The 12512-nt window shown below is 71.2% G+C and carries 11 protein-coding genes; 7 read left to right on the forward strand and 4 right to left on the reverse strand.

The genetic code is table 11. From position 1 onward, the window contains the following. Window positions 1–31: 31 nt before the first annotated feature. Window positions 32–1867: a serine/threonine-protein kinase gene (locus AB0J88_RS02730; RefSeq protein ID WP_364355710.1), complete on the reverse strand. Its 1836-nt coding sequence runs from the start codon at window positions 1865–1867 to the stop codon at window positions 32–34. A gap of 180 nt (window positions 1868–2047) precedes the next feature. Between AB0J88_RS02730 and AB0J88_RS02735 the strand changes: the two genes are divergently transcribed. Both AB0J88_RS02735 and AB0J88_RS02740 read left to right on the forward strand, forming a co-directional pair. Beyond that, entirely contained in the window at window positions 2048–3628 is a 1581-nt protein-coding gene (locus AB0J88_RS02735) for a methylmalonyl-CoA mutase family protein (RefSeq protein ID WP_364355707.1), read from the forward strand. A gap of 417 nt (window positions 3629–4045) precedes the next feature. After that, window positions 4046–5311, forward strand: a complete 1266-nt coding sequence (locus AB0J88_RS02740) for an amidohydrolase (protein ID WP_364355704.1) — start codon at window positions 4046–4048, stop codon at window positions 5309–5311. Here AB0J88_RS02740 and AB0J88_RS02745 read toward each other — a convergent pair. After that, entirely contained in the window at window positions 5308–6324 is a 1017-nt protein-coding gene (locus AB0J88_RS02745; protein WP_364355701.1) for a DUF4349 domain-containing protein, read from the reverse strand. The two genes, AB0J88_RS02740 and AB0J88_RS02745, sit on opposite strands and share 4 nt — an antisense overlap. A gap of 114 nt (window positions 6325–6438) precedes the next feature. Between AB0J88_RS02745 and AB0J88_RS02750 the strand changes: the two genes are divergently transcribed. Genes AB0J88_RS02750 through AB0J88_RS02765 form a run of 4 tightly spaced genes read left to right on the forward strand, consistent with a single transcriptional unit; the run spans window position 6439 to window position 9745 of the window. Next, entirely contained in the window at window positions 6439–7071 is a 633-nt protein-coding gene (locus AB0J88_RS02750) for an MBL fold metallo-hydrolase (protein WP_364355698.1), read from the forward strand. Continuing rightward, complete coding sequence (locus AB0J88_RS02755; RefSeq protein WP_364355695.1) at window positions 7064–7918, forward strand: hypothetical protein; 855 nt, start codon at window positions 7064–7066, stop codon at window positions 7916–7918. Before AB0J88_RS02750 ends, AB0J88_RS02755 begins: the two co-directional genes overlap by 8 nt. 58 nt (window positions 7919–7976) lie before the next feature. Next, window positions 7977–8747: a hypothetical protein gene (locus tag AB0J88_RS02760; protein WP_364355692.1), complete on the forward strand. Its 771-nt coding sequence runs from the start codon at window positions 7977–7979 to the stop codon at window positions 8745–8747. Between the two features lie 41 nt (window positions 8748–8788). Further along, complete coding sequence (locus AB0J88_RS02765) at window positions 8789–9745, forward strand: GNAT family N-acetyltransferase (RefSeq protein WP_364355689.1); 957 nt, start codon at window positions 8789–8791, stop codon at window positions 9743–9745. Here the strand turns inward: AB0J88_RS02765 and AB0J88_RS02770 are convergent. Further along, window positions 9742–10203 carry a gamma-glutamylcyclotransferase family protein gene (locus tag AB0J88_RS02770; protein ID WP_364355686.1) on the reverse strand — a complete coding sequence of 154 codons (462 nt, stop codon included), beginning with the start codon at window positions 10201–10203 and terminating at the stop codon, window positions 9742–9744. The genes AB0J88_RS02765 and AB0J88_RS02770 overlap by 4 nt on opposite strands. A 45-nt stretch (window positions 10204–10248) precedes the next feature. Here AB0J88_RS02770 and AB0J88_RS02775 point away from each other — a divergent pair, with 45 nt between their 5' ends. Continuing rightward, window positions 10249–11652: an NAD(P)H-quinone dehydrogenase gene (locus AB0J88_RS02775; protein WP_364355683.1), complete on the forward strand. Its 1404-nt coding sequence runs from the start codon at window positions 10249–10251 to the stop codon at window positions 11650–11652. Here the strand turns inward: AB0J88_RS02775 and AB0J88_RS02780 are convergent. Continuing rightward, window positions 11609–12325 (reverse strand): VTT domain-containing protein, encoded by a 717-nt coding sequence (locus AB0J88_RS02780; RefSeq protein ID WP_364355680.1) that lies wholly within the window; start codon window positions 12323–12325, stop codon window positions 11609–11611. The genes AB0J88_RS02775 and AB0J88_RS02780 overlap by 44 nt on opposite strands. Window positions 12326–12512 lie beyond the last annotated feature (187 nt).

Genomic DNA, 12512 nt, shown 5'->3' on the forward strand with positions numbered 1-12512 from the left:
GCACGTGTCGCCCCGCGTGGCACCGACGGGATCAGGTGAGCTCGAACGACCGGACCATCTCGTCGAAGATCGGCTTGCTCGCGGCGAACCGGTCTTCGGTGCTGGTCAGGAAGAACGAGTACGCCTTCCCGTCCTTGACCACCGCGCCCCAGACGCCGTGCCGGTTCGAGTCGCCGCCGCAGGTGTATTCCAGCTCACTGGAGACCCGCCCGCCGATCTCGCCGTCACGCAGGTCGACCCGCTCGTAAGGCTTCGGGCACGACTTGCTGTTGCCCTTGAGCCCGCGCTCCGCGGCCTGGAGGAAGCCGGTCGGCGTGGCCTTCGTGCTGACCGTTTCGACGAGGATGCGCACCTTGCGGCCAGAGTCGTCCGGATCGACGTAGTCGAAGTAGACCGACTTCCCGCCGCCGGCCTTCTTCCAGCCCTTCGGCACGTTGACGGAGACCCCACGCTCGGAGTGCTTCTGGGTGGGGAAGTCCGCCGCGGCCGGCGCCCCGGTCGACCCGCCGGCCTGGACGGGTGTGGTGTCGCCGGTCGACTCGTCGCCGCCGCCGTTGAACGCGACGAACCCAATCAGGATCAGCACGACCGCGAGGCCGCCGGCGACACCGAGCTGGACCTTGCGCGGCCAGCCCTTGACGGTCTCGACCAGGTCGCCACCGCGGCGCTTGAGACCGCCGAGCGACCCGCCGGACGGCGGTGCCGGAGGCGGACCCCAGGTCGGCGCGGGCATCTGGCCGGTCGGAGCCTGGAGCGGAGCGTGGGACGGCGGCACCGGGCCGCCCGGGCCGGCTCCCAGCCGGTCGGTCAGCGACTCGCCCGGCGCCAGCATCGCCCGGCCGCCGATCTGCCCGCTCGGGCGATCCTGAGCGGGCACCGGAGCGGGTGGCTGCCAGGGAGACCGCTGAGCCGGCACGACCGCGTACGGGTCGGTCATCATGTGCACCGGCGCCTTGCTGACCAACGGGCCGGCCAGCAGCTCGCGGAGCATGCCGCGCGAGGTGTTGGCGTCGAACCGGCGGGCCGGGTCCTTCTCCAACAGACCCATCAGCACGTCGTTGAGCACGCCGGCGCGGCTGGTCGGTGCCGGCGGGTCCTCGACGACCGCGTGCATCGTCTCGATCGGGTCGCCCCGGTCGAACGGCGGGCGACCCTCGATCGCGGTGTAGAGCGTCACGCCGAGCGAGAACAGGTCGCTGGGCGGGCCGAAGTCCTGGCCCATGGCCCGCTCGGGCGAGATGAAGTGCGGCGAGCCGAGCACCATGCCCGGCGTCGTGAGCTGCACGTCGGTGGGCATCCGGGCGACACCGAAGTCGGTGAGCACGCAGCGACCGTCGGAACAGATGAGCACGTTGGCCGGCTTGACGTCACGGTGCAGCACGCCGTTGGCGTGGGCGATCTCCAGCGCGCCGAGCAGCGCGATGCCGATCTTCGCGACCGCGCGGGGTGCGACCGGGCCGTCCTCGATCACCATGTCGGCGAGGCTGCGCGCGTCGAGCAGCTCCATGACGATCCACGGTCGACCGTTCTCCTGGACGACGTCGTAGACCTGCACGACCGACGGATGTTGGAGCGCCGCCGCGGCGCGGGCCTCGCGCATCGTCCGCTCGTACATGGAGTCGCGGTCGCTGGGCGCGAGGCCCGGCGGGAGCACGACCTCCTTGACGGCCACGTCGCGGCGCAGCAGGACGTCGTTGGCACGCCAGACGGTGCCCATGCCGCCGTGGCCGACGGCCGCGCGGAGGGAGTAGCGACCACCGATCATCGTGCCGGGAGCGGCGCGGCCGCCCGAGACCGCCGTACCCGCGGGGCCGTTGTTGTTGGATCCGGAGGTGGCGGAGCCGCTCCACGTCGGAATCTGAGTCACTGAAAAGCCGCCGGGGGGTCGAGGGCCAGTTACCAACCTCCCTATCTTGGGGGAGGCGGCCCGATAAGGGAAACCGCATCACCTGTTGTGATGGATCATCGACGTTGGGTGCTAAAGACCCGAACCGTCTGTGCCCGATGCCTCACGGTGGCGGAAGTCCGCGAGCCTTAGGATTCGTTAATGGCGCAGCGAAAGACCGAGTCGGGTTTTCCGGTCAAGCCGGTCTACGACCAGTCAGACCTTCCCGGCGATATCGACAAGCGGACGGGCCGTCCGGGCGAGTACCCGTATACGCGCGGCGTCTATCCGACGATGTACACGTCGCGCCCGTGGACGATGCGCCAGTACGCGGGCTTCGGCACCGCGACCGAGTCCAACGCCCGCTATCACCAGCTGCTCGAGCACGGCACGATGGGCCTGTCGGTGGCGTTCGACCTGCCGACCCAGATGGGCTACGACTCCGACGACCCGGTCGCGCACGGCGAGGTCGGCAAGGTCGGCGTCGCGATCGACTCGCTGGCCGACATGAAGACCCTGTTCGACGGCATCCCGCTCGACAAGGTGTCGACGTCCATGACGATCAACGCGCCGGGTTCGGTGCTGTTGCTGCTCTACCAGCTCGTCGCGGAAGAAGCCGGCATTCCTGGGAGCGCGCTCAACGGCACGATCCAGAACGACATCCTGAAGGAATATATCGCGCGGGGCACGTACATCTTCCCTCCGAAGCCGTCGTTGCGGCTGGTCGCGGACACCTTCGCGTACTGCCGGGCCGAGGTGCCGAAATGGAACACCATTTCCATCTCGGGCTACCACATGGCGGAGGCCGGCGCGACGCCCACGCAGGAGATCGCGTTCACGCTGGCCAACGGCGTCGACTACGTACGCGCCGCGATCGCTGCCGGCCTCGCGGTCGACGACTTCGCGCCCCGCCTGTCGTTCTTCTTCGTCGCCCGCACCACGCTGCTCGAGGAGGTCGCGAAGTTCCGTGCGGCCCGCCGGATCTGGGCCAGACTGATGCGCGAGGAGTTCGGCGCGCGGGACCCGAAGTCGATGATGCTGCGGTTCCACACGCAGACGGCCGGCGTGCAGCTCACCGCCCAGCAGCCCGAGGTCAACCTGGTCCGGGTAGCCGTGCAGGGGCTGGGCGCGGTGTTGGGCGGCACGCAGTCGCTGCACACCAACTCGTACGACGAGGCGATCGCCCTGCCGACCGAGAAGGCGGCGCGGCTGGCCCTGCGCACCCAGCAGGTGCTCGCCTACGAGACCGACCTGACCGCGACCGTCGACCCGTTCGCCGGCTCGTACGTCGTCGAGGCGATGACCGACGAGATCGAGGCCGGCGCGCTGGCCCTGATGGAGCAGGTCGCGGGCTACGGCTCCTCGGTCGACGCGATCGAGGCGGGCTTCCAGAAGAACGAGATCGAGACCTCGGCGTACCGGGTCGCGCAGGAGATCGACAGCGGCGAGCGGGTCGTGGTCGGGCTCAACCGCTTCAAGATCGCCGAGGAGGAGCCGTACGAGCCGCTGCGGGTCGACCCGGCGATCGAGGCGGCCCAGGCGAAGCGGCTGGCCGCGATCCGGGAGTCCCGGGACGGCGCCGCGGTCGAGGCGGCGTTGGCCCAGCTCAAGCGCGCGGCGCAGGGCACCGACAACGTGCTTTACCCGATGCGGGAGGCGTTGCGCGCGTACGCCACAGTGGGGGAGGTTTGCAACGCCCTTCGCGAGGTATGGGGGGTCTACCACCCGGTCGAGCGGTTCTGACCCCAAGTCTTGTTACGGTGCGTTAACCTCGCAGGGACAGCGTGCGGTTACGCACAGCAATGAAGATCTGGCGCACCCGCTGTGCGGCTCCGAGTCCCCGGAACGTGTCAGCGTAAGTCGCCTCACCCGGCAAGGTGACCATCCGGCGGGTAGATTGACGTCAGATAACCGGATTTCCTGAGCGATCCAGCGGCGTGGCCGTGTCCGCCGCCACCATCACGCGTTGTAGGAGGTGTGGGACAGTTGGCAGGTTTCAAGGCGACCGCCGACTCATCCCCACCGCTCGACGAGGGCTCCTACCAGGGCATTCGTGACACTGCGCGATCTGATCATCACCATAATGATGTTGCGCAGCGTCACCGTCGGAGGTCTAGGCTAGCCAAGTCCCATTCCGCCCAGAGTGATCGAGATTTTCACGTGACGAGTGCGTTAACGCTGCCTTCCAACAGCAGCCCGATGGCGTCCTCATGGCCTGAAACACCGCCTGGCGCCGACCCCCTCCCAGGTCAGCTGGACCGCTGGCTGGCTGCCCGGGGCGCCGAGCTCGTAGCCGTACGTCGTCACATCCACTCCCACCCGGAGCTCTCCCACCAGGAGTTCGAGACGGCGTCCCTGGTCGCGCGGGAGCTGGCCGTCGCCGGCCTGACGCCGCGCCTGCTGCCCAAGGGCAACGGCGTGATCTGCGACGTGGGCGAGGGTGACCGGGTGATCGCGCTGCGCGCGGACCTCGACGCGCTGCCCCTGCCGGACGGCAAGGACGTGCCCTACCGGTCCACCGTCGACGGTGTCGCGCACGCCTGCGGACACGACGTGCACACCACCATCCTGCTCGGCACCGGTCTCGCGCTGGCCCAGCTCGCCGAGCGCGACGAGCTGCCCGGCCGGGTCCGGCTGCTGTTCCAGCCCGGCGAGGAGTGCATCCCGTCGGGTGCGCCCGAGGTGATCTCGGCCGGCGGGCTCAAGGACGTCGCGGCGATCTACGCGCTCCACTGCGCCCCGCAGCTTCCGGTCGGCCTGGTCGGCGTGCGCTCCGGCCCGTTCACCGCCGCCGCCGACACGATCGAGGTCAACCTGCGCGGCCGGGGTGGCCACACCGCCCGCCCGCACCTGACCACCGACCTGGTGCACGCGATGGGCCGCGTGATCGTCGACGTGCCGTCGCTGCTCGACCGCCGGGTGGACGCCCGCGCGGGAGTCTCCATGGTCTGGGGCCGCGCACACTCCGGCGAGGCCTACAACGCGATCCCCGCGGTCGCCAACCTCAAGGGCACCGTCCGGATCCTCAACCGCGAGGCCTGGCGCGAGGCGCCCGAGCTGATCACCAAGCTGATCCACGACGTGGTCGCCGCGACCGGCGCCGAGGTCGAGGTGAAATACACGCGCGGCGTGCCACCGGTGATCAACGACCGGATGGCCACCGCGGTGGTCGCCGGGGCGGCCGGTGCCGCGCTCGGCCCCGACCGGGTGGTCGAGGCCGAGATCAGCATGGGTGGCGAAGACTTCGCCTTCTATCTCGAGCAGGTGCCCGGCGCGATGATCCGGCTCGGCACCACGCCGCAGGGCGCGGAGGTCAAGCCCGACATCCACCAGTCGACCTTCGACGTCGACGAGAAGGCCATCGGCTACGGCGTGCGCGTCATGGTGCACACCGCCCTGGCCGCCCTCGCCGCCGGCACGTTCTAGATCTTTTCCGTTTCCTCGGCCGCCGTGGCCTGGGTCGGTATCGCCGGCCCGGCCAGCGCCGCCGCGGGCCGGGGACGCCGGCGACGCACGTAGACGAAGACCAGCAGGCCCAGCCCGGCCAGGACGAGCCACGGCACCAGCGCGCCCAGGACGGTCAGTGCGACACCCAGGGTGGCGGTGAACGCGTCCCAGCCACCGCGCAGGCCGGCCAGGAAGCCGGTGTTGTCGTCGTCCGGCGGCGGTGGTGGCGCCTGCGCCTCCGGGCCGAGCAAGGTCGCCGTGATCGTCGACAGCGCGGTCAGGTCGGACAGCCGGCGCTTCTTCCCCTCCAGCGACGCCAGGTCCGCCTCGCGCCGGCCGAGCTCGTTCTCCAGCGAGACCAGGTCGTTGATCGTCTTCGCCTGGCCGAGCAGCCGCCGGGCACTCTCGACCCTCGCGCGCTGGGTGGTGATCCGGGCGTCGAGGTCGACGACCTCCTCGGTGACGTCCTGGGTGCTGATCTCGCGCCGGTCGTCGGTGCCCTTCTTGGCGATCTCGTCGACGACGGAGGTGAACCGGGGTGCCGGCACCCGCAGGGTCAGCACCGCCTCGGACCGGCCGCCGTCGTCGGTGCGCTTGTCACCACCGATGAAGCCACCCGCGCCGGCGACCAGCGAGGTGATCTCGGCCGCGGTGCGCTCCACGTTCTCCACCCGGACCATGATCGAACCGGTGTAGATGATCTGGCGCTGGTCGACGGCGAGATCCACATCGCCGGCTCCGGCCTGTGCCTGGTTGGGTGCCCCCGCCGCCGGCGCCTCCGCGGCCGCCTTCTCCTGGTTCGGCGCCCCGCCGCCGCCGTCGGACTGCGCCTGATCGCGGGCGACGTCCCCGCCGCTAGCGGTCATCGGCTCCGCGACGTTGCTGCTGGTGCCCGAATCGGCCCCGCCGCCGCAGCCGGCCAACGCCAAACCGGCCGCGAGCCCACCGGCCGCCAGCGCGGCCAGTGTCCGCCTCCGTCGTACGCTGCCCATATCTGTCCCCTCCGAGTCGTGTCCGAGTTCGTCGGTCAGACGCGCAGCGTGCGCGCGCCGGTTCCGGCAGACTCGCCAGGGGACATCACGATTCGGCAGCCAGGGGGTCACGAGATGCGACTGACCAAATTTGGCCATTCCTGTGTACGCATCGAGCAGGACGGTGCCGTGCTGGTCATCGATCCGGGAGGGTTCAGCGAACGGGCCGCGCTCGACGGAGTCGACGCCGTGCTCATCACCCACGAGCACCCCGACCACCTCGACGTCGACGCGGTGTCCGACGCCCTGGCCAAGCGTCCGAACGCGACGATCCACACCAACGCCGACGTCGCCGGCAAGCTCGCGGCGCTGGGCGACATGGTCATGGCCGTCGAGACTGGACAGTCGTTCACGGCCGCCGGTGTGCCGGTGCGCGCGGTCGGTGGCATGCACGCCGAGATCCACCCGGACATCCCGCGGATCGCCAACCTCGGCTTCCTGGTCAACGAGTCGGTCTACCACCCCGGCGACTCGTTCGACGTGCCCGAGGGCGTCCGCGTCGAGACGCTCTTCGTGCCGGTGTCGGCGCCCTGGCTCAAGATCAGCGAGTCGGTCGACTTCGTCCGGGCCGTCGCGCCCCGCCACGCGTACGCCCTGCACGACGGGATCGTCAACGACGCCGGCGGCAAGCTCGTCGACGGTGTCCTCGGACGCCTACTGAAGATCGACTACCAGCGCCTGGCCCCGGGTACGAGCGTCGATGCCTGACCCGGTCGCCGAGCTCTACTCCGCACCACCGGACGGCTTCGTCGCCGCCCGTGACGAACTGGTCGCCGAGGCGAAAGCAGCGGGGCAGACCGACCGCGCCAAGCAGCTGGGCAAGTTGCGCAAGCCCACGGTCGCCGCCTGGGTGGTCAACCTCCTCGCGATCCGCCGCCCCGAGCTCGTCGACCAGCTCGTCGAGCTGTCCGCCGCGTTGCGCTCGGCCCAGCGCCAGCTCAAGGGCGACGCGCTCCGCGAGCTCACCAAGCAGCGGCGCGAGGCGGTCGGCGCGTTGGTCAAAGAGGCGCTGTCGCTGGCCGCCAAGGCCGACCCCGGCAGCCGCGGCAAGCTGCCGGCGGCCGAGGTCGAGGCGACGCTGACCGCCGCCGTGTCCGACGCCGAGGTCGCCGAGCAGGTCCGCTCGGGCCGCCTGGTCCGGGCGGCCAGCTACGCCGGCTTCGGCGAGGTGCCCCGGCCCAACCTGCGCCTCGTCACAGACGAGCAGCCCGAGCCCGTCGAGGAGGGTGAGGAACCCGGCTCCAGACGCGCGGCCGACGCCGAGCGGGCGGCGCGCCGGCGGGCGATCGAGCGGGAGCTCGGTGCGGCCCGGGCCGCGGAGAAGAGCACCGCGAAGGACCTGGACAAGGCCGGCAAGGCCGAGACCGACGGCGAGGCCGCGGTCGAGCGGGCCGAAGCGGCGTTGCAGGAGGCGGAACGTGCCCGCGCCGAAGCGGACGCCGCCCTGGGCCAACTCCGGGCTGCCCGCAAGGCCGCCGAACGCGCCGCCGCACAGGCCCGCCGCCGCGTCGGCGACGTCGAGGCGGCCCTCGAAGCCCTGGACGAAGACTCATGAGCGAGCGCGGTCAGCTCAGCACCCCGAGTGGCCGGGACCCGCGGAGCGAGGCACGGGCATGACTCCGGAGCAGACGGCTCAGGCGTCGCGGGACGCCGTCGTGGAGCTGGGTGGGGCGTACGCCGAGTGTCCGCGGACCCTGCGCCGGGCTCGCCAGCTCGGCCTCTCCGGCTGGGCGTTCTACGTGGCCGGCCGGGGCGGTGCGCTGGGCGACGTGCGGTCCGACACGGTGGCGGCGGCGCTCGGCTTCATCGCGCCCGAGGCCGTCGCCGACGGCTGGGACGGTGCCCGACGGGTGCTGCCACCCACCGAGGTCGCGGCCGTGCACCTGGCCGAGTGCTGCCGGTGGGGTGTCGAACAGCTCGGCGGCTTCCCACGGGTGGAACGGCTGGTCGACCTGACGCAGCGGGTCGTGCTCGCCGCCGACGCGTCCGCGCTGCCGCTGTTCGCGGCCTGGCGGGCCATGCCGGTGCCCGACGACGACCTGGGCGCGCAGGCGGCCGTGCTGCTGCACCTGTTGCGCGAGCACCGGGCCGGCGCGCACCTGCTGGCCGTGCGGGCCAGTGGGCTCAGCCCGCTCGAGGCGATCATCTCCGGCCCGGAGGGCGAGGCGGGCGCGGTGGCGTGGGGCTGGCAGCCGCCGTACCCGGGTGTCGGTCCGCTGCTCCGGCGCCGGGTCTGGGCGGAGGCCGTGACCGATCGGATCACCTCGTCGGCGTACGCGACGCTGACCATCGAGGAGCGGATCGAGCTGCTCGGGCTGCTGGACAGCGCGCGCAAGGGCCTCCGCCCGCCCGGCAGCGAGCCCGCACGCGCCGCGCTCGACTAATTCGTTGGCATCGCTGCCACCGGGTGTGAGACAAATCCAGCGTGGCGTTCCCTGACGGCTGGACCACGCGCCGGCCCACCCTCGACGACCTGCCGGCGATCCTCGACCTGATGCGGGCGAGCGACATCGCCGCGACGGGCGAGCCGGAGACCGGCGCCGACGACATCAAGGCGGCCCTGACCTCGCCGCACGTCGACCCGGCGCGCGACTTCTGGTTGGCCTACCAGCCCGACGGCGCTCTGGGCGGCTGGGCCTACATCGACAACGACAACGGCGGCGACAACGAGTTCGTCGAGGTCTACGTGCACCCCGACGGCGGTGCGCCGAGCCGGGCGCCGTTGATCGACCTGCTGGTGCGCCGGGTCGCCGAGCGGGCCACCGAGCGCGGCTTCGCCGAGGTGACCGCCAAGGCCGGCGCGCTGCCGGCGGAGACCGACTACATCGCCGAGCTACAGGCGGCCGGGTTCCAGTTCGTCAAGCGCTTCGCCCGCATGCGGCGCGCACTCGACGGCGTCACCCCGACGCCCCTGCCGCCAGGCGTGACGATCCGCCTGGTCCGGCCCGACGACGACGAAGACCTGCGGCTGTTCCACCGGATCTACGACACGGGCTTCCGCGACGCCTACGACTACCACCCGCGCGACTACGACTCCTGGCGCACCTACGTCGCCGGGCTGACCTCGGTCTCCTGGGACGAGTGGTTCGTCGCCGAGGTCGACGGCGTGCCCGCGGGCGTGCTCATGTCGGCCGACCAGCAGCTCGAGCAGAACGAGGGCTGGATCAAGAACCTCGCCGTGCTGCGCGAGTTCCGCCGGCGCGGCGTGGGCGGCGCCCTGCTGCGCCACGCGTTCACCGTCTACGCGGCGAAGGGGCGCACCCAGGCCGGGCTCGGGGTCGACCTGTCCAGCCCGACCGGTGCCGCCAACGTCTACCTGGCCGCCGGGATGACCGCGATCTACGAGGCGGACATCTTCGAGCAGCGGATAAAGAGCGCCTAGACCTCGGGCGACGAGGTCTTGGTCGGGCGGCTGCGTAGCTCCGTCACGTAGTCGTCCGGGGCGCCGGCCTTCTCGGCCGCGTTGGCGATCTCCGAGAGATACCACGCGGTCGGCAGGCCGCCCTCGTAGCCGTTGAAGATGTACACCCAGACCGTCTCCTCGCCGTCCAGGGTGACCGCCCGCATGTGCAGCTTGCGATAGGTCTCCCCGGCAGCCCCCTCGACCTCGTCGAGCTGGGAGGCGTCCCACGGGTGCACGTCGTAGAGCGCGACGAAGACCCGGTCGCCCGGTGATTCGACGATCGTGGTGACCGCACCCTCCCAGCCGATGACGTCTTCACCGGCAAAGGTGAGTCGCCAGCCTTCCAGCCAGCCGGTGCCCACCATCGGCGAATGCGGACAGTAAGCACGCATTCGGGCGGGATCAAGGTTTGAGCCGTACGCGGCGTAATGACGCACGGCGATGACGATAGCCCGGTTGGCGGGTCGTGGAGAATACGACACGTGACACGAATCGTTATCGTGGGTGGCGGCCCGGCTGGTTACGAAGCAGCACTGGTCGCCGCGCAGCTCGACGCCGACGTGACGGTGGTCGAGGCGGACGGCGCCGGCGGCGCCTGCGTGCTGTCGGACTGCGTACCCTCAAAGACCTTTATTGCCAGCTCAGACGTGGTGACCGGCTACCGGGACACCGACCGCTTCGGCGTCCACTCCGGTGGCCTCGACGCGGTCACCGTCGATGCCAGGGCCGTCAACGAGCGGGTGAAGAATCTCGCACAGGCCCAGTCGAATGACATCCACAACAAGCTCCTCAAGGCGGGCGTCACCTTCGTCGCCGGCACCGCCCGGCTGGGTGCTGACACGTTGGGTCACACCCACCGTGTCGAGATCACTCCGGGCAGCGGTGACACCCCGTACTCGGTCGATGCGAGCACTGTGCTGATCGCCACTGGGGCGACCCCCCGGGTGCTGCCCAGCGCGGTGCCGGACGGGGAGCGGATCCTCGACTGGCGTCAGCTCTACGACCTGCCCGAGCTGCCCGAGCACCTGATCGTGATCGGCTCCGGGGTGACCGGCGCCGAGTTCGCCAGCGCGTACCTGGCGATGGGTGTGCGGGTGACCCTCGTCTCCAGCCGGGACCGGGTGATGCCGCACGAGGACGCCGACGCGGCTCAGGCGATCGAGCGGGTCTTCCGCTCGCGGGGGATGACCATACTCAACAACTCCCGGGGCAACGCCGTCCGCCGCACCGCCGACGGAGTCGAGGTCGAGCTCAGCGGCGGCGGCACGGTCACCGGCTCACACGCCCTGATCGCGGTCGGCTCGGTGCCGAACACCGAGGGTCTTGGCCTCGAGGAGTACGGCGTGGAGGTCGGCAAAGGCGGCTACGTCACCGTCGACCGGGTCTCCCGCACCAACGTCCCGGGCATCTACGCGGCCGGCGACTGCACCGGCGTGCTGGCCCTCGCCAGTGTCGCGGCGATGCAGGGCCGGATCGCGATGTGGCACGCGCTCGGCGAGGCCGTCCAGCCGCTGCGGCTGCGCACCGTGGCCGCGAACGCGTTCACCGACCCGGAGCTCGCGACCGTCGGCGTCAGCCAGAACGACGTCGACGCGGGCCGGGTGCCGGCCCGCGAGGTGATGCTCACGCTCGCCGGCAACGCCCGCGCCAAGATGGCCGACCTGGGCGACGGCTTCGTCAAGCTGTTCTGCCGGCCCGCCAGCGGTCAGGTGGTCGGTGGCGTCGTGGTGTCGCCGAAGGCGTCGGAGCTGATCCTGCCGATCGCCCTGGCGGTGGAGAACAACATGACCGTCGACCAGCTCGCCCACACCATCACGATCTATCCCTCGCTGTCGGGATCGATCACTGAGGCGGCGCGTCAGCTGATGCTGCACGAACCGGAGTGACCTCGAGCGGCGCCGGTTCGGTCTGGCCGGCGCCGCGGAGCGCGGCCGGTCCCCACATGGCCAGGCCCCAGCCGGCGCCGGCGAACACCGCCGCCGCGACGACGGCCACGACGATCAGGCGCCAGCCCGACGACGTGAGCGCCGCGCCGCCGAGGTGGCCGACCAGCGTGCCGTAGGTGGCCCAGCCCACCGCCGCCAGCGCCTGGTAGAGCAGGAAGTGCTTGTAGGGGTAGCGGGCGCGGCCGGCGGAGAAGCAGGCGGCCATCCGCCCACCGGGGACGAACCGACAGATCAGGATGACCAGCGGGCCGGGCTCGCGCAGCCCGCGGGTCAGCTTGCGGGCGGCCTGCCGGGCGCGGCCGGTGCGCGCGGCCGCCTTGGCGACGTCGTCGGTCTGCATGCCGCACCGCTTGCGCAGCCGGGCGATCAGCCCGGTGCGGTGATGGGTGGAGCGGCCCAACAGGTAGCACGCCCAGTCGCCGACGATCACGCCCACGGTGCCGACCACGATGGTGGTCGGCAGGCTGAGATGGCCGTAGGCGGTCAACGCGCCGCCCGTGATCATGATGGCCTGGGTCGGGATGACGGGCACGAACGCGTCGACGATCAGCAGGCCGAGCAGCAGCAGATAAGCGGACACGGGCGATGTCACCGTGCCTAGCACGTCGGCCATCCGCCCCAACCTCCATCCGCCGGGCTCAGGATAGTTTCCAGAAAGCCCTGATGGGGGACACTTCGGCGGCGGCCCCCTACCGCTGTCCGGCATTCGACCCTACAGACGTCAAGGGGCTGGCGGCGTACCGTGGAAATGTGCGGTCCGGCACGTCGGGTCCCCCGTTCCCGGTGTGCCGGGCCGCCAC

The sequence above is a fragment of the Asanoa sp. NPDC049475 genome (assembly GCF_040676915.1).
Classification (GTDB): Bacteria; Actinomycetota; Actinomycetes; order Mycobacteriales; family Micromonosporaceae; genus Asanoa.

What these genes read in the sequence shown, in the direction of transcription:
- AB0J88_RS02735 (WP_364355707.1), top strand. Translation starts at nt 2,048, where the DNA reads ATGGCGCAGCGAAAGACCGAGTCGGGTTTTCCGGTCAAGCCGGTCTAC.
- AB0J88_RS02760 (WP_364355692.1), top strand. Translation starts at nt 7,977, where the DNA reads ATGACTCCGGAGCAGACGGCTCAGGCGTCGCGGGACGCCGTCGTGGAG.
- AB0J88_RS02755 (WP_364355695.1), top strand. Translation starts at nt 7,064, where the DNA reads ATGCCTGACCCGGTCGCCGAGCTCTACTCCGCACCACCGGACGGCTTC.
- AB0J88_RS02745 (WP_364355701.1), bottom strand. Translation starts at nt 6,324, where the DNA reads ATGGGCAGCGTACGACGGAGGCGGACACTGGCCGCGCTGGCGGCCGGT.
- AB0J88_RS02780 (WP_364355680.1), bottom strand. Translation starts at nt 12,325, where the DNA reads ATGGCCGACGTGCTAGGCACGGTGACATCGCCCGTGTCCGCTTATCTG.
- AB0J88_RS02750 (WP_364355698.1), top strand. Translation starts at nt 6,439, where the DNA reads ATGCGACTGACCAAATTTGGCCATTCCTGTGTACGCATCGAGCAGGAC.